General features: G+C 52.5%; 16 protein-coding genes and 1 other annotated feature. Of the genes, 13 read left to right on the forward strand and 3 right to left on the reverse strand.

Annotated elements, in window-relative coordinates; all coding sequences use genetic code 11:
* Positions 1 to 33: 33 nt before the first annotated feature.
* The 5 genes from HVZ37_RS03975 to thrC all read left to right on the forward strand — a co-directional run bounded on the left by HVZ37_RS03975 (position 34) and on the right by thrC (position 5884).
* On the forward strand, positions 34 to 720 hold the full coding sequence (locus HVZ37_RS03975) for a tRNA/rRNA methyltransferase (RefSeq protein WP_109739859.1): 687 nt from the start codon (positions 34 to 36) through the stop codon (positions 718 to 720).
* A 336-nt stretch (positions 721 to 1056) separates the two neighbouring features.
* Complete coding sequence (gene thrL / locus HVZ37_RS03980) at positions 1057 to 1122, forward strand: thr operon leader peptide (RefSeq protein ID WP_001386572.1); 66 nt, start codon at positions 1057 to 1059, stop codon at positions 1120 to 1122.
* Positions 1058 to 1178, forward strand: a sequence feature (Thr leader region). (Overlaps the previous gene by 65 nt.)
* Before the next feature lie 25 nt (positions 1179 to 1203).
* A complete protein-coding gene (thrA, locus tag HVZ37_RS03985; RefSeq protein ID WP_044328250.1) occupies positions 1204 to 3666 on the forward strand; it encodes a bifunctional aspartate kinase/homoserine dehydrogenase I in 2463 nt (820 codons plus the stop codon).
* A 1-nt stretch (position 3667) separates the two neighbouring features.
* Positions 3668 to 4597, forward strand: coding sequence for a homoserine kinase (gene thrB, locus HVZ37_RS03990; protein ID WP_042998018.1), 930 nt, complete (start codon positions 3668 to 3670; stop codon positions 4595 to 4597).
* Positions 4598 to 4600: 3 nt separating this feature from the next.
* Positions 4601 to 5884, forward strand: coding sequence for a threonine synthase (gene thrC, locus HVZ37_RS03995; RefSeq protein ID WP_044267356.1), 1284 nt, complete (start codon positions 4601 to 4603; stop codon positions 5882 to 5884).
* Between the two features lie 96 nt (positions 5885 to 5980).
* Here the strand turns inward: thrC and yaaA are convergent, their stop codons facing one another.
* Entirely contained in the window at positions 5981 to 6754 is a 774-nt protein-coding gene (gene yaaA / locus HVZ37_RS04000) for a peroxide stress protein YaaA (RefSeq protein ID WP_044267357.1), read from the reverse strand.
* A 69-nt stretch (positions 6755 to 6823) separates the two neighbouring features.
* Complete coding sequence (locus HVZ37_RS04005; protein WP_044267359.1) at positions 6824 to 8254, reverse strand: sodium:alanine symporter family protein; 1431 nt, start codon at positions 8252 to 8254, stop codon at positions 6824 to 6826.
* A 283-nt stretch (positions 8255 to 8537) separates the two neighbouring features.
* Here HVZ37_RS04005 and tal point away from each other — a divergent pair, with 283 nt between their 5' ends.
* The 3 genes from tal to HVZ37_RS04020 all read left to right on the forward strand — a co-directional run bounded on the left by tal (position 8538) and on the right by HVZ37_RS04020 (position 11616).
* A complete protein-coding gene (gene tal, locus HVZ37_RS04010) occupies positions 8538 to 9491 on the forward strand; it encodes a transaldolase (RefSeq protein WP_042998014.1) in 954 nt (317 codons plus the stop codon).
* A 110-nt stretch (positions 9492 to 9601) separates the two neighbouring features.
* A complete protein-coding gene (gene mog, locus HVZ37_RS04015) occupies positions 9602 to 10189 on the forward strand; it encodes a molybdopterin adenylyltransferase (RefSeq protein WP_044255626.1) in 588 nt (195 codons plus the stop codon).
* Positions 10190 to 10308: 119 nt separating this feature from the next.
* The gene (locus HVZ37_RS04020; RefSeq protein ID WP_044255624.1) at positions 10309 to 11616 is read left to right on the forward strand and encodes an MFS transporter; all 1308 of its coding nucleotides are present in this window, start codon (positions 10309 to 10311) and stop codon (positions 11614 to 11616) included.
* Positions 11617 to 11651: 35 nt separating this feature from the next.
* Here the strand turns inward: HVZ37_RS04020 and satP are convergent, their stop codons facing one another.
* On the reverse strand, positions 11652 to 12218 hold the full coding sequence (gene satP / locus HVZ37_RS04025; RefSeq protein ID WP_042998011.1) for an acetate uptake transporter: 567 nt from the start codon (positions 12216 to 12218) through the stop codon (positions 11652 to 11654).
* A 355-nt stretch (positions 12219 to 12573) separates the two neighbouring features.
* Here satP and dnaK point away from each other — a divergent pair, with 355 nt between their 5' ends.
* The 5 genes from dnaK to HVZ37_RS04050 all read left to right on the forward strand — a co-directional run bounded on the left by dnaK (position 12574) and on the right by HVZ37_RS04050 (position 19640).
* A complete protein-coding gene (gene dnaK / locus HVZ37_RS04030; RefSeq protein WP_042998010.1) occupies positions 12574 to 14490 on the forward strand; it encodes a molecular chaperone DnaK in 1917 nt (638 codons plus the stop codon).
* Between the two features lie 85 nt (positions 14491 to 14575).
* Positions 14576 to 15709, forward strand: a complete 1134-nt coding sequence (dnaJ, locus tag HVZ37_RS04035) for a molecular chaperone DnaJ (protein WP_042998009.1) — start codon at positions 14576 to 14578, stop codon at positions 15707 to 15709.
* A gap of 352 nt (positions 15710 to 16061) precedes the next feature.
* On the forward strand, positions 16062 to 16826 hold the full coding sequence (locus tag HVZ37_RS04040) for an outer membrane protein OmpK (RefSeq protein WP_042998008.1): 765 nt from the start codon (positions 16062 to 16064) through the stop codon (positions 16824 to 16826).
* Between the two features lie 20 nt (positions 16827 to 16846).
* On the forward strand, positions 16847 to 18340 hold the full coding sequence (locus HVZ37_RS04045; protein ID WP_104445683.1) for a sulfatase-like hydrolase/transferase: 1494 nt from the start codon (positions 16847 to 16849) through the stop codon (positions 18338 to 18340).
* 100 nt (positions 18341 to 18440) lie between these two features.
* Complete coding sequence (locus tag HVZ37_RS04050) at positions 18441 to 19640, forward strand: anaerobic sulfatase maturase (protein WP_181628125.1); 1200 nt, start codon at positions 18441 to 18443, stop codon at positions 19638 to 19640.
* The last annotated feature ends 5 nt before the right edge of the window (positions 19641 to 19645 follow it).

Here is a 19645-nt window from a genome sequence, read left to right on the forward strand (position 1 = left end):
AATTGCCCGCGGACAGGCATAAAGAGTAAAAAAATGCGCATTACTATTATCCTCGTCGCTCCCGCCAGAGCGGAAAACATTGGTGCCGCGGCTCGCGCCATGAAAACCATGGGATTCACTCAGTTGCGTATCGTTGACAGTCAGGCGCATCTTGAACCCGCCACGCGCTGGGTGGCGCATGGCTCCAGCGATATTATTGATAATATTACTGTTTTTTCGACGCTTGCGGACGCGCTTGTCGATGTTGATTTTACCGTCGCTACCACGGCGCGCAGTCGGGCAAAATTTCACTACTACGCGACGCCGGCGGAACTGGTTCCGCTGCTGGAAGAAAAATCGGCCTGGATGAATCACACCGCGCTGGTTTTTGGTCGTGAAGATTCCGGACTGACCAACGATGAACTGGCACTGGCGGATGTTCTGACCGGCGTGCCAATGGTTGCAGATTATCCTTCATTGAATCTGGGGCAGGCGGTGATGGTCTACTGCTATCAATTAACAAATTTAATGCAACAACCTGCTAAAGAAGTCGATTCATCTGATGAATTTCAGTTACAGGCATTACGCTCACGCATCATGAGCCTGTTGACCACTCTGGAGGTTGCAGATGACAGCAAACTGGTCGACTGGCTGCAACAGCGTCTGGGGCAATTAGGGCAGCGAGACACGGCAATGTTGCACCGCCTGGTCCATGATATCGAAAAAAAAGTCACAAAATAATAATTTTCCTTTAGTTGTATTTATGGTGATAACTGCTGATTTCAAGAGGGGTTTTCCTGCAGGTTTGGTTGAAAATAAACCTTTCGCCAGCAGCTCATGAACAAGTTTCGTCAGGTGAGTAAATCAAATATTTATTGACTTAGCTCACCATATACTTTAACCAATATAGACATACAGCACAGACAGATTACCCGTCATACTTCGAGTTGCATCTGCGTTGGCGACTTTTGTTCACCCCAGTCACATCGTTTTCTATGCGCCAGGGGCTTCACGCAATTGCCGCCTTCCTGCAAGACGAATTATTTAGGGTAAATAATGACAGAGTACACAACATCCATGAAACGCATCAGCACCACCATTACCACAACCATCACTATTACCACAGGTAACGGTGCGGGCTGACGCGTACAGGAAACACAGAAAAAAGCCCGCACCTGAACAGTGCGGGCTTTTTTTTCGACCAAAGGTAACGAGGTAACAACCATGCGAGTGTTGAAGTTCGGCGGTACATCAGTGGCAAATGCAGAACGTTTTCTGCGGGTTGCCGATATTCTGGAAAGCAATGCCAGGCAGGGGCAGGTAGCGACCGTTCTTTCTGCCCCCGCTAAAATTACCAACCATCTGGTGGCGATGATTGAAAAAACCATCGGAGGTCAGGACGCATTACCCAATATCAGTGATGCCGAACGTATTTTTGCCGAACTTCTGACCGGACTCGCCGACGCCCAGCCGGGCTTTCCGCTGGCGCAGTTGAAAGTGTTTGTTGAGCAGGAATTTGCCCAAATCAAACATGTGCTGCATGGGATCAGCTTGCTAGGACAGTGTCCGGACAGCATTAACGCTGCGCTCATCTGCCGTGGCGAAAAGATGTCGATCGCCATCATGGCGGGGTTACTGGAAGCCCGCGGCCACCACGTTACCGTTATTGACCCGGTCGAAAAACTGCTGGCGGTGGGGCACTACCTCGAATCTACCGTCGATATCGCCGAATCGACTCGCCGCATCGCCGCCGGGCGTATACCCGCCGATCACATGGTGCTGATGGCCGGGTTCACCGCCGGTAATGAGAAGGGTGAACTGGTGGTGCTGGGGCGCAATGGCTCCGATTACTCCGCAGCGGTTCTGGCGGCCTGCTTACGCGCCGACTGTTGCGAGATCTGGACAGATGTCGACGGTGTATATACCTGTGACCCGCGCCAGGTACCTGACGCCAGGTTGCTGAAATCGATGTCTTATCAGGAAGCGATGGAGCTCTCCTATTTCGGCGCAAAAGTGCTTCACCCTCGTACCATTACCCCCATCGCGCAATTCCAGATCCCTTGCCTCATCAAAAATACCGGTAACCCGCAGGCGGCAGGCACGCTGATCGGCGCCAGCCGCGATGAAGACGATCTGCCAGTGAAGGGGATTTCCAACCTTAATAATATGGCGATGTTCAACGTCTCCGGTCCTGGCATGAAAGGGATGGTGGGGATGGCGGCGCGCGTGTTTGCGGTGATGTCCCGTGCAGGCATTTCCGTGGTACTGATTACCCAGTCATCCTCTGAGTACAGCATCAGCTTCTGCGTGCCGCAGGCTGACTGCGCCCGCGCGCAGCGTGCCTTGCAGGATGAATTCTATCTCGAACTTAAAGAGGGCGTGCTGGAACCGCTGGCGGTCACTGAACGACTGGCGATTATCTCCGTCGTTGGGGATGGCATGCGGACACTGCGGGGTATTTCGGCGAAATTCTTTGCCGCACTGGCGCGCGCGAATATCAATATCGTGGCTATCGCGCAGGGCTCTTCCGAGCGTTCCATTTCGGTCGTGGTCAATAACGACGATGCCACGACGGGCGTACGCGTCACCCATCAGATGTTGTTCAATACCGATCAGGTAATTGAAGTGTTTGTCATTGGCGTTGGCGGGGTAGGCGGCGCGTTACTGGAGCAGCTTAAGCGCCAGCAAACCTGGCTGAAGAAAAAACATATCGATCTGCGCGTGTGCGGTGTGGCGAACTCGAGAGCGCTGTTGACCCATGTGCATGGCCTGAACCTGGAAAACTGGCAGGCTGAACTGGCTGAAGCGAAAGAGCCGTTCAATCTTGGTCGCTTAATCCGTCTGGTGAAGGAATATCACCTGCTGAACCCGGTGATTGTGGATTGTACGTCCAGTCAGGCGGTGGCCGATCAATACGCGGACTTCCTGCGTGAAGGATTCCATGTGGTCACGCCGAACAAAAAGGCGAATACCTCGTCAATGGATTACTACCATCAGCTGCGCTTCGCTGCCGCGAAGTCACGGCGCAAATTCCTCTATGACACTAACGTGGGTGCCGGTCTGCCGGTGATCGAAAACCTGCAAAACCTGTTGAATGCGGGCGATGAATTGCTGAAGTTCTCCGGCATCCTGTCCGGTTCGCTGTCATTTATTTTCGGTAAGCTCGACGAGGGTATGAGCCTCTCTGAAGCGACTCGTATCGCGCGTGAAATGGGGTACACCGAACCCGATCCGCGTGACGATCTTTCGGGAATGGACGTGGCGCGTAAGCTGCTGATCCTCGCCCGTGAAACCGGGCGCGAGCTGGAACTGTCAGACATCGTCATTGAACCGGTGCTGCCGAAAGCGTTTGATGATTCAGGCGACGTTGACGCGTTTATGGCGAATCTGCCGCAGCTTGACGATGCCTTTGCCGCTCGGGTGGCAAAAGCCCGTGATGAGGGCAAAGTATTGCGCTATGTTGGCAACATCGAAGAAGACGGCGTCTGTCGGGTGAAGATTTCTGAAGTGGACGGTAACGATCCGTTGTACAAAGTGAAAAACGGCGAAAACGCGCTGGCGTTCTACAGCCACTACTATCAGCCGCTACCGCTGGTTCTGCGCGGTTATGGTGCGGGTAACGACGTCACGGCGGCAGGGGTGTTTGCTGACCTGCTGCGTACTCTCTCATGGAAGCTAGGAGTCTAACATGGTTAAAGTTTATGCCCCGGCTTCCAGTGCCAATATGAGCGTTGGATTTGATGTGCTTGGGGCGGCGGTGACGCCCGTTGATGGCTCACTGCTGGGCGACGTGGTGTCGGTTGAGGCGGCGGACAGTTTCAGCCTGAATAATCTGGGCCGCTTTGCCGACAAGCTACCGCCAGAACCGCGAGAAAATATTGTTTACCAGTGCTGGGAGCGTTTTTGTCAGGAACTGGGTAAGCAAATTCCGGTGGCGATGACCCTGGAAAAGAATATGCCGATCGGCTCCGGATTAGGTTCCAGCGCCTGCTCGGTGGTGGCGGCACTGGTCGCGATGAATGAGTACTGCGGCAAGCCGCTCAATGACACGCGTCTGCTGGCAATAATGGGTGAGCTGGAAGGGCGTATCTCCGGCAGCATTCACTACGATAACGTCGCGCCATGTTTTCTCGGTGGTATGCAGTTGATGATTGAAGAAAACGGCATTATCAGCCAGCAGGTGCCAGGCTTTGATGAGTGGCTGTGGGTACTGGCCTATCCTGGCATTAAAGTCTCCACGGCAGAAGCGCGGGCGATCCTGCCTGCGCAGTATCGTCGCCAGGATTGCATTGCCCACGGGCGTCACCTGGCCGGGTTTATTCACGCCTGCTATTCCCGTCAGCCTGGGCTTGCGGCGAAACTGATGAAGGATGTGATTGCCGAACCGTATCGCGAACGTCTGTTGCCTGGTTTTGCTCAGGCGCGTCAGGCCGTCGCGGAAATTGGCGCGCTGGCCAGCGGTATTTCCGGTTCAGGGCCGACGTTGTTTGCGCTCTGCGATAAAACGGAGACCGCGCAGCGTGTGGCGGACTGGCTGGGTAGTCACTACCTGCAAAATCAGGAAGGCTTTGTTCATATTTGCCGGCTGGACACGGCGGGCGCACGAGTACTGGGATAATTGATGAAACTCTACAATCTTAAAGATCACAACGAACAGGTTAGTTTTGCACAGGCCGTCACGCAGGGGCTGGGCAAGAATCAGGGGCTGTTTTTCCCGCACGATCTGCCGGAATTCAACCTGACAGAAGTGGATGAGATGCTGAACCAGGACTTCGTCAGCCGTAGCACAAAGATCCTCTCGGCGTTCATCGGCGATGAAATCCCGCAGGAGATCCTCGAAGAACGTGTGCGCGCAGCCTTTGCTTTCCCGGCGCCGGTTGCTCAGGTGGAAGGGGATGTCAGCTGTCTGGAGCTGTTCCATGGCCCGACGCTGGCGTTTAAAGATTTCGGTGGTCGTTTTATGGCGCAGATGTTAACCCACATCAGCGGCGATAAACCGGTGACCATTCTGACGGCAACCTCTGGTGATACCGGCGCGGCCGTGGCGCATGCGTTTTATGGTCTGCCGAACGTGCGCGTGGTGATCCTCTATCCGAACGGTAAAATCAGTCCGTTGCAGGAAAAACTGTTCTGCACGCTGGGCGGTAACATTGAAACTGTTGCCATCGATGGTGATTTTGATGCCTGCCAGGCGCTGGTCAAACAGGCGTTTGATGATGAAGAACTGAAAGTGGCGCTGGGGTTGAACTCGGCGAACTCCATCAACATCAGCCGCCTGCTGGCACAGATTTGCTACTACTTTGAAGCCGTTGCCCAATTGCCGCAGGAGGCGCGGAATCAGCTGGTGGTTTCTGTTCCAAGCGGTAACTTTGGCGACCTGACGGCGGGCCTGCTGGCGAAATCTCTCGGCCTGCCGGTGAAGCGTTTTATCGCTGCCACCAACGTTAACGACACGGTGCCACGCTTCCTGCAGGACGGGCAGTGGGCGCCAAAAGCGACCCAGGCGACGTTGTCTAACGCGATGGATGTGAGTCAGCCGAACAACTGGCCGCGCGTTGAGGAGTTGTTCCGCCGTAAAATCTGGCGTCTGAATGAGCTGGGTTATGCGGCTGTAGATGATGAAACCACACAGGAAACGATGCGCGAACTGAAAGCGAAGGGCTACACTTCTGAGCCTCATGCCGCCGTGGCCTACCGCGCCCTGCGTGATCAGCTCAATCCGGGCGAGTACGGTCTGTTCCTCGGCACTGCGCACCCGGCGAAGTTTAAAGAGAGCGTGGAAGCGATCCTCAATGAAACGCTGGATCTGCCGAAAGAACTGGCAGAACGTGCGGATCTACCGCTGCTTTCGCAACATCTGCCGGCGGATTTTGCCGCCCTGCGTAAGCTGATGATGACGCGCTAAACCGTCTGCCCGGTGGCGCTATCGCTTACCGGGCCTGTCAGGCGGTGGAGATGAGAAAGCCGGATAAGGCGTAGCCGCTATCCGGCGAAATGCGCATTACTGCTCGTGACGCTTAAACACCAGTTCGCCGTTGCCAGACGCGGCGTCATCAAAGAAGTAACCCTCGCTGTTAAAGCCGGTGAGCTGTTCAGGCTCCGTCAGGCGGTTTTCAATGATGTAGCGGCTCATCAGGCCGCGCGCCTTTTTGGCGTAGAAACTGATGACTTTGAACTTACCGTTTTTCTCGTCGAGGAAGACAGGTTTAATCAGCTCGGCATTCAGTTTCTTCGGTTTCACGGCGCGGAAGTATTCATCCGATGCCAGGTTAATCACCACCTGGTCGCCCTGTGCGGCGAGCGCTTCATTAAGCTTATCCGTGATGATATCGCCCCAGAACTGATACAGATCCTTCCCTTTGGCGTTATCCAGACGGATACCCATTTCCAGACGATAAGGTTGCATCAGATCCAGCGGGCGCAGCACGCCATATAAACCTGAGAGCATACGCAAATGCTGCTGGGCAAAATCGAAATCGGCTTCACTGAAGTTTTCGGCCTGTAGTCCGGTATAGACATCGCCTTTGAAAGCCAGAATGGCCTGACGCGCGTTTTCAGGCGTGAAGTCCGGCTGCCAGTCATGAAAACGGGTGGCGTTTAGATCGGCGAGTTTGTCGCTGATGTTCATCAGCTTGCCGATTTGCGGGGCTGAAAGTTTACGCGCCACATGAATCAGTTGCTGCGAGTGATCCAGTAATTCAGGTAGCGTATGGCGCGTTGTTGCCAGAGGGCTCTGGTAGTCGAGCGTTTTTGCAGGTGAAATCAGAATCAGCATATCCAGTCCTTGCAGGAAATTTACTGCGACTGTAGCAAAAAACACGACTGAGTTGATCGATAGTTGCGATTAGTCTCGCGGTATGTCATCCCAGGCATCTGGTGCCAGTTGCTGTCCGATGTCCGGGTAACGCAGTGGATCAAAGACCGGGCGAACGCCGAGTTTACGCTGACGCAAGTAGTCGCTGGCCAGGGTACGCACCACCGGAGAGAGCAACAATATTGCCGTCAGGTTAGTGATCGCCATGCAGGCCATGATGATATCCGCCAGTTGCCACAGCAGCGGGAAGCTAAGCAAGGTGCCGACCACGACGGTTGAACAGGAGGTAATGCGTAAAGCCCAGATGAAGCGCTTATTGTCCAGCTTCAGAAAGTACAGATTGTTTTCCGCATAGATGTAGTTAACCACAATAGAGCTGAAGGCAAACAGAATCACAATGACTGCGACGAATGCCGCGCCCCACTCTCCGACCAGTGTATTCATCGCTTTCTGCACCAGTTGGATCCCTTCCATCGGCGCATAGGTGGCGTCGTTACCGGCCAGTAAAACCAACATTGCCGTTGCGCTACAGACGATCAGCGTATCGATAAAAATGCCGATCATCTGCACGATCCCCTGTGCCGCAGGGTGCGGCGGCCAGGATGCTGCTGCGGCAGCAGCGTTAGGCGTTGAGCCCATTCCGGCTTCATTGGAGAACATACTGCGTTGAAAACCGCTGGTGATCGCCTGACTCAGCGTATACCCCGCCACGCCGCCCGCCGCTTCTTGCCAGCCAAATGCGCTTTTGACGATAGAAATGATGATGTCCGGCAGTTGGTCGATGTTGATCAGACAAACCACCAGGCTGGTGACCACCCACATCAACGCCATCACAGGGACAAACCATTGCATCATCCGCGCCACGCCTTTGATCCCGCGGACGATAACCAACAGGGCGGCAATCGCCATGACAATACCGGTGGCAACCGGAGGGAAATCAAACGCGAATTTGAGAGCACGGGATACGGAGTTGGCCTGCACGCTGTTGAACACCAGGCCGTAGGCGATCAGCAAAAAGATGGCGAATAACACGCCCATCCAGCGCATGCCTAAACCACGTGACATATACCAGGCGGGGCCACCGCGAAACTGACCGTGGCGATCGCGTTCTTTGTAGAGTTGTGCGAGGGCACATTCAGCAAATGAGGTCGCCATCCCAATGATGGCGGCGATCCACATCCAGAACACCGCACCTGGTCCACCTGCGGTAATGGCCAGCGCCACACCCGCCAGGTTACCGCTACCGATACGGGCGGCAAGGCCGGTGCAGAGTGACTGAAAAGAGGTTAACCCTCCCGGCTGCGGGTTAATGCTGTTTTTCAGACTTCTGCCAACCTGGCGGATATAGCGAAACTGGACGAAGCCTGTGCGCCAGGTAAACCAACACCCTGCTCCGAAGAGCAGGTAGATCATTACCGATCCCCAGAGCACATCATTAATGAACGTGAAAAAATCAGGCATTAACATCCCTCTTGTTGCTGCCGGTACGCTGTAACTACCCTGTGTAAGCGTTACCAATTGTCGAATAGTATATACGCTGCCGGACAATTGATAGCGGCCGAGTAGTATACATGAGGTTGTGTACCGGAATGGCGCGTCACATCAAGCCCGGACCAGAAATTGTCCGCAGATGCCCTCATGGGGATAAGCGCATTGTCTGCGGTTGCGCTGTTACAACGTCGTGTTATCATCAGGGCAGACCGGTTACATCCCCCTAACAAGCTGTTTAAAGAGAAACACTATCATGACGGACAAATTGACCTCCCTTCGTCAGTTCACCACCGTGGTGGCCGACACCGGAGACATCGCGGCAATGAAGCTGTATCAGCCGCAGGATGCCACAACCAACCCTTCTCTCATTCTTAACGCAGCGCAGATCCCGGAATACCGTAAGCTGATTGATGACGCCGTGACGTGGGCTAAGCAGCAGAGCAATGACCGCGCGCAGCAGATTGTTGACGCTACCGACAAACTGGCCGTAAACATCGGTCTGGAGATCCTGAAACTGGTCCCGGGTCGTATCTCCACGGAAGTGGATGCTCGCCTGTCTTATGACACCGATGCCTCTATCGCCAAAGCGAAACGCATCATCAAGCTGTATAACGACGCAGGCATCAGTAACGATCGCATTCTGATCAAACTGGCTTCAACCTGGCAGGGCATCCGCGCTGCTGAGCAGCTGGAAAAAGAAGGCATCAACTGTAACCTGACGCTGCTGTTCTCCTTTGCGCAGGCGCGAGCTTGTGCTGAAGCGGGCGTATTCCTGATCTCTCCGTTCGTGGGCCGTATTCTTGACTGGTATAAATCCAATACCGACAAGAAAGAGTATGCGCCGGCGGAAGATCCGGGCGTGGTTTCTGTAACGGAGATCTACGAATACTACAAACAGCACGGCTACGAGACCGTTGTGATGGGCGCAAGCTTCCGTAACATCGGTGAAATTCTTGAGCTGGCTGGCTGCGATCGCCTGACCATCGCACCGGCGCTGCTGAAAGAGCTGGCGGAAAGCGAAGGGGCTATCGAACGTAAACTGTCCTTCTCTGGCGAAGTGAAAGCGCGTCCGGAACGCATCACCGAGTCTGAGTTCCTGTGGCAGCACAACCAGGATCCCATGGCGGTAGACAAGCTGGCGGACGGTATCCGTAAGTTTGCTGTTGACCAGGAAAAACTGGAAAAAATGATCGGCGACTTGCTGTAATCATTGATGCGTGACCGGTACGCCGGTCACGCTACCTCTTCTCAACCCTGTCTGTCCTTCCCTTCGCAGTGTATCATTCTGTTTAACGAGACTGTTTAAATGGAATAATCATGAACACCTTACGTATTGGCTTAGTTTCCATTTCTGACCGCGCCTCCAGCGGTGTCTATCAGGATAAAGGTATTCCGGCGCTGGAAGAGTGGCTATCGACGGCGCTGACCACCCCTTTTGAGGTGCAGACACGCTTGATTCCTGACGAGCAGGCCATCATCGAACAAACGCTGTGTGAGCTGGTGGACGAGATGAGTTGCCATCTGGTGCTGACCACTGGCGGCACCGGTCCTGCGCGTCGTGATGTGACGCCGGATGCGACCCTCGCAGTTGCCGATCGCCAGATGCCTGGTTTTGGCGAACAGATGCGGCAGATTAGCCTGCACTTTGTACCGACGGCGATCCTGTCGCGCCAGGTCGGGGTGATTCGCAAGCAGGCGTTAATCCTCAATTTACCGGGCCAGCCGAAATCCATTAAAGAGACTCTGGAAGGCGTGAAGGATGCCGAAGGGAATGTCGTTGTGGCGGGTATCTTCGCAAGTGTACCGTATTGTATACAGCTTCTCGAAGGGCCGTATGTGGAAACCGCGCCGAAAATTGTAGCATCTTTTCGCCCGAAAAGCGCAAGACGTGAAATAAACGCCTGAAATTAGCCTTTTCGTAAGATAAGCGGCGGTGAAAGTGGCGTGTTGATTTGTTTACGATATAGTAAGTTTTACTTTACATGTATCATTGATAACAACGCTCCACTGACTTATGGTTCGCTATGTCACAACATACACGCCCCCTCAATCGCCAGGATTACAAAACGCTGACGCTGGCCGCCCTTGGCGGCGCGCTTGAGTTTTATGATTTTATTATCTTCGTCTTTTTCGCTGCAGTGGTAGGGGAGTTGTTTTTCCCCGCTGATATTCCCGAATGGCTACGTCAGGTTCAAACCTTTGGCATCTTCGCTGCCGGATATCTGGCGCGTCCGTTAGGCGGCATCATCATGGCGCACTTTGGCGATCTGGTCGGGCGCAAAAAGATGTTCACCCTGAGCATTTTGTTGATGGCGGTTCCCACGCTGGCGATTGGTCTGCTGCCAACGTACGCCTCTATGGGAATTATTGCGCCGCTATTGTTGCTGCTGATGCGTATTTTGCAGGGGGCGGCGATTGGCGGTGAAGTTCCGGGTGCATGGGTGTTTGTGGCCGAGCACGTTCCCGAACGTCGTATCGGCATTGCCTGCGGAACGCTAACGGCGGGTCTGACGGTGGGGATCCTGCTGGGTTCCGTAGTAGCCACTCAAGTGAATACCCTTTTAACGCAACAGGCCGTGCATGACTATGGCTGGCGAATTCCGTTCTTGTTGGGTGGGATTTTTGGGCTGGTGGCGATGTATTTACGCCGTTGGTTACAGGAAACGCCGATCTTTCTGGAGATGCAGCAGCGTAAGACGCTGGCGCAGGAACTGCCGGTGAAGTCGGTCGTCGTGAAACATCAGAAGGCAGTGGTGATCTCCATGCTTCTGACCTGGCTGCTCTCCGCAGGGATCGTGGTGGTGATTTTAATGTCGCCAGTCTGGCTGCAAAAGCAGTACGGACTAGCCCCAGCCCTGACGTTGCAGGCAAACAGCGTGGCGACCATTATGCTTTGCATGGGTTGCCTGTTGGCGGGCTTTATTGTCGACCGCGTTGGCGCCAGCAAAACCTTTATTGTTGGCAGCCTGTTATTGGCTTGTTCGAGCGGGTTATTCTACCACCTGGCGGGCACACATCCGCAATATCTGTTCCTGCTTTATGGGCTGGTAGGTCTGTGTGTGGGAGTGGTGGGCGCAGTGCCATACGTGATGGTGCGCGCGTTTCCTGCGGAAGTCCGCTTTACCGGCATTTCATTTTCCTACAATGTTTCTTATGCCATTTTCGGTGGGCTGACGCCGATTGTCGTCACATTGCTGATGAGCGTCTCGCCGATGGCTCCAGGCTGGTATGTGCTGGCGTTGTCGCTGGTGGGATTGGGACTGGGAATTTGGTTGCGACAGGACATGTATTATCGCGATACGGAAATGCAGGCTGAGCTACAACAGCCGTAATAATGATCCCCCCTTAGCGGGGGGATACTGATGAATCAGTGTTTTTCACCAATCGGCAGAATGGTACGGCCAAACTGTTCGTTCAGCACTTCGCCCATCGCCAGGTAAATGGCGCTGGCGCCACACACTAAGCCAACCCAGCCGGCAAAGTGGATCACGGCTTCGTTACCCGCGATGTTACCCACAGCCAACAGAGCGAACAGAACCGTCAGGCTCAGGAACACGAACTGCAGCATGCGTGCGCCCGTCAGCGTACCGAAGAACATAAACAGTGTGAATACGCCCCACAGGCCCAGGTAGGCGCCAAGGAACTGGGCATTCGGCGCTTCTGTCAGACCCATTTTCGGCATCAGCAGGATCGCGACCAGCGTCAGCCAGAACGAGCCGTAAGAGGTGAAAGCGGTCAAACCGAAGGTATTCCCTTTTTTGTATTCCAGCAGGCCGGCAAAAATTTGCGCGATACCGCCGTAGAAAATTCCCATCGCGAGAATAATACCGTCAAGAGCGAAGAAACCCGCGTTATGCAGGTTAAGCAGAATGGTGGTCATGCCGAAGCCCATCAGGCCCAGCGGTGCCGGGTTAGCCAACTTAGTGTTGCCCATAAATCCTCAAGATCATCATTAATTGAATGGTGAAATAGTTATCCCCGCTAAAACATGACGCCGTTCGGGGCGCGGCATAATAATCAGGAGAGAAGGGGCTGTCTATGATCTCATCGGGGGAAAAGAGTGAATTTTTGCCGTGATCGCCATCACACATCATCCAGGCGATTTATTTCAACAAAAGCAAAAATTTTTTTCATTCCCCCCTTGATGAAGTGGGTTACGACCCCACTTAGTAGTCAACCGCAGTGGTGAGTCTGAAAAAAAACGAATCAGGGTAGTTGAAACCGCACGTTTCGCCCTTATTACAGACTCACAACCACATGTTGACCGAATTTTTAGTGGAGACGTTTAGATGGGTAAAATTATTGGTATCGACCTGGGTACTACCAACTCTTGTGTAGCGATTATGGACGGCACTACTGCACGTGTGCTGGAGAACGCCGAGGGCGATCGCACCACGCCTTCTATCATTGCTTATACCCAGGATGGTGAAACTCTGGTTGGTCAGCCGGCTAAACGTCAGGCAGTGACAAACCCGCAAAACACCCTGTTTGCGATTAAACGCCTGATTGGCCGCCGCTTCCAGGACGAAGAAGTTCAACGTGATGTTTCCATCATGCCGTACAAAATCATTGGCGCCGACAACGGCGACGCATGGCTGGATGTGAAAGGTCAGAAAATGGCACCGCCGCAGATCTCGGCTGAAGTGCTGAAGAAAATGAAGAAAACGGCTGAAGATTACCTGGGTGAACCGGTAACTGAAGCGGTTATCACTGTACCTGCTTACTTTAACGATGCTCAGCGTCAGGCAACCAAAGACGCCGGTCGTATCGCAGGTCTGGAAGTGAAACGTATCATCAACGAACCGACTGCCGCTGCGCTGGCGTACGGTCTGGATAAAGAAGTCGGTAACCGTACTATCGCGGTTTACGACCTCGGTGGTGGTACTTTCGATATCTCTATTATCGAAATCGACGAAGTTGACGGCGAAAAAACCTTCGAAGTTCTGGCAACCAACGGTGATACCCACCTGGGTGGTGAAGACTTCGACAGCCGTATGATCAACTATCTGGTTGAAGAATTTAAGAAAGATCAGGGCATTGACCTGCGTAACGATCCGCTGGCCATGCAGCGCCTGAAAGAAGCGGCAGAAAAAGCGAAAATCGAGCTTTCTTCTGCGCAGCAGACCGACGTGAACCTGCCGTACATCACTGCAGATGCCACCGGTCCGAAACACATGAATATCAAAGTGACTCGCGCGAAACTGGAAAGCCTGGTCGAAGATCTGGTGAACCGTTCCATCGAGCCGCTGAAAGTCGCTCTGCAGGACGCTGGCCTGTCCGTATCTGATATCAACGACGTTATCCTCGTGGGTGGTCAGACGCGTATGCCAATGGTGCAGAAGAAAGTAGCTGAGTTCTTTGGTAAAGAACCGCGTAAAGACGTGAACCCGGACGAAGCCGTGGCGATCGGTGCTGCCGTTCAGGGTGGTGTATTGACCGGTGATGTGAAAGACGTACTGCTGCTGGACGTTACCCCGCTGTCTCTGGGTATCGAAACCATGGGTGGTGTGATGACGGCGCTGATCTCCAAAAACACCACTATCCCGACCAAACACAGCCAGGTGTTCTCTACTGCGGAAGACAACCAGTCTGCGGTCACCATCCATGTGCTGCAGGGTGAACGTAAACGTGCGTCTGATAACAAATCTCTGGGTCAGTTCAACCTGGATGGGATCAACCCGGCACCGCGCGGCATGCCGCAGATCGAAGTGACCTTCGATATCGATGCTGACGGTATCCTGCACGTTTCCGCGAAAGACAAAAACAGCGGTAAAGAGCAGAAGATCACCATCAAGGCGTCTTCTGGTCTGAATGAAGAAGAAATTCAGAAAATGGTTCGCGAAGCGGAAGCGAACGCCGAGTCTGACCGTAAGTTCGAAGAGCTGGTTCAGACCCGCAACCAGGGTGACCATCTGTTGCACAGCACTCGCAAGCAGGTTGAGGAAGCCGGCGAACAACTGCCAGCTGACGACAAAACCGCTATCGAGTCTGCACTGAGCGCACTGGAAACGGCGCTGAAAGGTGAAGACAAAGCGGCTATCGAAGCGAAGATGCAGGAGCTGGCGCAGGTTTCCCAGAAACTGATGGAAATCGCTCAACAGCAGCACGCACAGCAGCAGGCAGGTTCCGCTGACGCTTCCACAAACAACGCGAAAGATGATGATGTTGTCGACGCTGAGTTTGAAGAAGTGAAAGACAAAAAATAATCGCCCTTTGAACGGGTAATTACTGGCACGGGCGAAGAGGTTTCCTCTCCGCCCGTGCACGCATGTTAAGGGCAGATAAAAAGAGATGGCTAAGCAAGACTATTACGAGATTTTAGGCGTTTCCAAATCAGCGGAAGAGCGTGAAATCAAAAAGGCCTACAAGCGCCTGGCCATGAAATTTCACCCGGACCGTAATCAGGGTGATAAAGAGGCCGAAGCCAAGTTTAAAGAGATCAAAGAAGCGTATGAAGTCCTGACCGACTCGCAAAAACGCGCCGCTTACGACCAGTACGGACATGCTGCGTTTGAGCAAGGCGGTATGGGTGGCGGCGGCGGTTTTGGCGGCGGCGCTGACTTCAGCGATATCTTTGGTGACGTTTTTGGCGATATCTTTGGCGGTGGTCGGGGTCGTCAACGTGCTGCGCGTGGGGCCGATTTACGTTACAACATGGATCTCACCCTGGAAGAAGCCGTACGTGGCGTGACCAAAGAGATCCGCATTCCGACGCTGGAAGAGTGTGATGTTTGCCACGGCAGTGGCGCGAAAGCGGGGACTCAGCCGCAGACCTGTCCGACCTGTCATGGTTCCGGTCAGGTGCAGATGCGCCAGGGGTTCTTCGCGGTTCAGCAAACCTGTCCGCACTGTCAGGGACGCGGTACGCTGATCAAAGATCCGTGCAACAAGTGCCACGGCCATGGTCGCGTCGAGAAGAGCAAAACGCTGTCGGTTAAAATCCCGGCTGGCGTGGATACCGGCGACCGCATTCGTCTTTCAGGCGAAGGTGAAGCTGGCGAGCACGGCGCACCGGCAGGGGACCTGTACGTTCAGGTTCAGGTGAAACAGCACCCGATCTTCGAACGTGAAGGTAACAACCTGTACTGTGAAGTGCCGATTAACTTTGCGATGGCTGCACTTGGCGGTGAGATTGAAGTTCCGACGCTGGATGGCCGCGTGAAGCTGAAAGTGCCCAGCGAAACGCAGACCGGAAAACTGTTCCGCATGCGTGGCAAAGGCGTGAAGTCAGTCCGTGGTGGCGCGCAGGGCGATTTGTTGTGCCGCGTCGTGGTCGAAACACCGGTCGGTCTGAACGAGAAGCAGAAACAACTGCTGAAAGACCTGCAGGAAAGCTTTGGCGGCCCAACCGGCGAAAATAACAGCCCGCGCTCCAAGAGTTTCTTTGACGGTGTGAAAAAGTTCTTTGACGATTTGACCCGCTAATCACTGGCTAACGACGTTCTCATTGAGTAAAAACCGGTATTCCCTGTGAGGGGATACCGGTTTTTTATTATCTGGACCCCACTGTTTGTTTATAAAAATGAATGTGATTTTTATAACAAGCTGAATAAACAGGTATACGGCACCAGAATAAAATAATAGATGAGTCTTTATTAAAAGTGATGGACTTAGCATCTCTAAAACAACATTTTTTGACACCTTGTTTTTGGCAGGCTTTAACATCTTCTGATGTGAGATTTACATCACTCTTCTTCGATTCTGTTCAGTTAGTATTTGTCGCCGTAGTAAAGGGGTTTTACTGCGGAATAAAATATAGCTATGAGGAATAGATTAAATGCCTCGGATAAAAAACGTATTATTAACCAGTCTGGTGCTGGCTGCGCCTTCTCTTTTTAGCCACTCCGCACAGGCGCTGGAATATAAAAATGCGTTCGGTTCAATTAATGCGGGTTATGCTGACTGGAATAGCGGGTTTGTCAATGTTCATCGTGGCGAAGTCTGGAAAGCGACAGCAGATTTCGGTATCAATTTTAAAGAGGCTGAGTTTTATTCATTTTATGAAAGCAATGTCTTAAATCACTCTGTTGCCGGGCGTAACCATACGGTATCAGCCATGACCCATGTCCGCCTGTTTGATTCCAACTATACCTTCTTCGGCAAACTTTATGGTCAGTGGGAAAACACCTGGGGCGATGACCTTGATATGTTTTATGGCCTGGGCTATCTCGGCTGGACAGGTAATTGGGGGTTCTTTAAACCGTATATTGGATTACATAATCAATCTGGCGATTATGTTTCGCAGAAATACGGGCAAACCAGTGGCTGGAACGGTTATGTGCTGGGATGGACTGCGGCCTATAATTTTACGCTTCTTGAGGAGAAATTCGTTCTCTCAAACTGGAATGAAATTGAATTCGATCGCAATAACGCTTACGCGGAACAGCAATATGGTGACTATGGCATTAATGGCGGTCTGACGCTGGCATGGAAATTCTATCCCTGCTGGAAGGCGACGGTCACCTGGCGTTATTTCGAAAATAAATTAGGTTACGACGGTTTCGGTGACCAGATGATTTATATGGTCGGATATGAATTTTAATAAAAGGCAAAGGAGTTGAAATGAAAAGAACAATCGTTGCCAGTATGATTGGTCTGGCGTTATGTGCCGGAAGCACATTGCAAACCGTGCAGGCGGCGTTGGATAAACGGCCTAATCTGGTCATTATTATGGCTGATGATCTGGGCTATGGTGATTTGGCCACTTATGGACATCAAATCGTAAAAACTCCTAATATCGACAAACTGGCGCAGGACGGGGTGAAATTCACCGACTACTATGCGCCCGCTCCGTTGTGTTCTCCTTCTCGGGCCGGGTTATTAACCGGACGAATGCCATTTCGCACCGGGATCCGCTCCTGGATCCCGGAAGGAAAAAATGTCGCACTGGGCCGTAACGAACTGACGATTGCCAACCTGTTAAAGCAGCAGGGTTATGACACGGCGATGATGGGGAAATTACACCTCAATGCGGGAGGTGAGCGTACCGATCAGCCGCAGGCAAAAGATATGGGCTTTGACTACAGTCTGGTGAATGCGGCGGGGTTCGTGACAGATTCCACGTTAGATAATGCAAAAGAACGACCGCGTAACGGCATGGTGTATCCGACCGGATTTTTGCGTAATGGCAAACCCATTGGTCGAGCGGAAACTTACAGCGGTGAACTGGTCAGTTCAGAAGCGGTTAACTGGCTGGATAACAAAAAAGATGATAATCCGTTTTTCTTGTATGTCGCCTTTACGGAGGTCCACAGCCCGTTGGCTTCTCCGAAAAAATACCTCGATATGTATTCGCAGTATATGAGCGCTTATCAGAAACAGCATCCGGAGGAGTTCTACGGTGACTGGGCGGATAAACCCTGGCGCGGCACGGGAGAATATTACGCGAACATCAGTTACCTGGATGCCCAGGTCGGTAAAGTGCTGGATAAGATAAAAGCAATGGGTGAAGAAGAGAACACCATTGTGATTTTTACCAGCGATAACGGCCCGGTGACGCGTGAGGCGCGTAAAATATATGAACTGAATCTCGCGGGTGAGACGGATGGGTTACGTGGCCGTAAAGATAACCTGTGGGAAGGTGGGATTCGTGTTCCGGCAATCATTAAGTATGGCAATCATCTTCCACAGGGAATGGTCACGGATACACCGGCTTACGGTCTTGACTGGCTGCCGACGCTGGCAAGCATGATGAATTTTAAACTGCCAACCGATCGTACTTATGACGGGCAATCCCTGGCTCCCGTACTGGCGCATAAAACCTTAAAACGCGAAAAACCGATGATCTTTGGTATTGATATGCCTTTACAGGATGATCCGACCGATGAATGGGCGATTCGGGATGGCGACTGGAAAATGATCATCGATCGTGAAAATAAACCCAAGTATCTCTATAACCTGAAAAAGGATCGTTCCGAGACGCTTAATCAGTTGGGTAAACAGCCTGAAATCGAAAAAAGAATGTATGGCGAATTCCTGAAATATAAACAGAACATTGATAATGATTCTTTAATGAAGGCTCGCGGTGATAAACCGACACCGGTTACCTGGAGTTAATGGACGAATAATAAGAACAGTAAGTATGCCACTTAGGGCGCTGCCCGCCTGATTCAGTACATCGTGCTGAATCAGGTCCTTTTATTAATAGGGCTGAAGGGTGATGCAAAGAAAAAGCTGTCAGGTCATGGTGAAACCAACAGGATCGGTCTGCAATCTGGACTGTAAATACTGTTTTTATCTGGAGAAAGAGAAGCTCTATCCCGATAGAAAAAGTCATTACAGAATGTCAGATGAGATGCTTGAATTATTCGTCAAACAGCATATCGCCGCACAGGATGTGGATGACGTTATTTTTGCGTGGCAGGGAGGAGAGCCTACGCTGATGGGGATTGCGTTTTATCGGCGGGCCGTTGAACTCCAGCAGCGTTATGCGGCCGGAAAAACAATCATTAATACCTTTCAGACGAACGGCATTTTGATCGACGATGCATGGGCGCGTTTTTTCAGGCAACAGGATTTTCTGGTCGGCATCTCTATTGATGGTGATGCTGCATTGCATGATGAATGGCGGGTGACGCGTGCCGGCAAATCGACGCATGCTAACGTTGTCCGGGCGCTTCAATGTCTGGTGCGCCATGATGTTGAATTTAATACGCTCACGGTGGTGAACGGCACGAATATGCACCATCCACTCCTGATCTATCAGTTTCTGAAAAGTATCGGGAGTCGCTATATGCAGTTTATTCCACTGGTCGAACGAAGGTCTGCCAGTAATAATTCGATGCTGGCGACGCCTGCGGATAAGCAAGCCGCAGTGATGCCATGGTCTGTTGAATCCCTGGCATTTGGCCAGTTTCTTAATGCCATTTTTGATGTCTGGCTCCGTCAGGATATTGGCGATATCGGTATACAGTTATTTGAGCAGACGCTGGCGGCCTGGTGTGGGTTGCCGCCGCAGGTATGCGTATTTTCTCCAACGTGTGGCAGTGCTTTTGCAATGGAAATGAACGGTGATGTCTATAACTGCGATCACTTTGTTTATCCGCAGTACGCGTTGGGAAATATTAAGAACACGACACTGCGTGCGATGAATAACAGTGAGCAAAATATGCGGTTTGGCGATGAGAAGCGTCGAACCATGGCGCAGGAGTGCCATTCCTGTCCGTGGCAGTTTGCCTGTCACGGCGGCTGTCCTAAGCACCGCTTTTTGCCGACCGACTTCGGCTCTTTTGCACAAAACTACCTGTGCGCGGGCTACCAGGCCTTTTTTGCCCACACCGCACCCGCAATGAAATCAATGAAAGCGCTCTATGAAAAAGGTATTTCACCTTCAGAGATAAAATCGTTATTCGCTTGAAGGCG

This window comes from Citrobacter sp. RHB35-C17, from assembly GCF_013816795.1.
In the GTDB taxonomy this organism is placed as follows: Bacteria; Pseudomonadota; Gammaproteobacteria; order Enterobacterales; family Enterobacteriaceae; genus Citrobacter_A; species Citrobacter_A amalonaticus.